The sequence below is a fragment of the Alkalihalophilus lindianensis genome, from assembly GCF_032843265.1.
Lineage (GTDB): Bacteria > Bacillota > Bacilli > Bacillales > Bacillaceae_D > Alkalihalophilus > Alkalihalophilus lindianensis.
The window spans coordinates 1-259 of record NZ_JAWJBA010000565.1 but is presented as its reverse complement, the minus strand read 5'-3'; the positions used below and the strand labels follow the sequence as shown (position 1 = coordinate 259).

Annotated in this window: 2 protein-coding genes; both read right to left on the bottom strand. The window is 42.9% G+C overall.

Features of this window, described 5'->3' with window-relative positions; genetic code table 11:
* A partial coding sequence (locus RYX56_RS23445) for a hypothetical protein (RefSeq protein WP_317124269.1) occupies positions 1–79 on the bottom strand: 79 nt, incomplete at its 3' end.
* Positions 80–96: 17 nt separating this feature from the next.
* On the bottom strand, positions 97–259 hold a 163-nt coding region (locus tag RYX56_RS23440), incomplete at its 5' end, for a phosphatidate cytidylyltransferase (protein ID WP_317124268.1).

The following is a 259-nucleotide window of genomic DNA, read 5'->3' as shown; positions in this document are numbered from 1 at the left end:
CTTGCGGATGTTCCCGAATAATATCCAGTGTTTGGGTGCCAATAGAACCGGTTGCGCCCAGTAAACTGATTGTTTTCAATAGTGTCATCTCCTGTTTTAAGACCAAAGGTGGAAAAGGTTCAATAATGGAAAAACAAATAGCCAGCTATCAACCCGATCGAGGATTCCACCGTGCCCCGGTAAAATAGTACCTGAGTCCTTCACATTAAAATGGCGTTTATAGGCCGATTGCACAAGGTCACCAATTTGTCCAAAAATA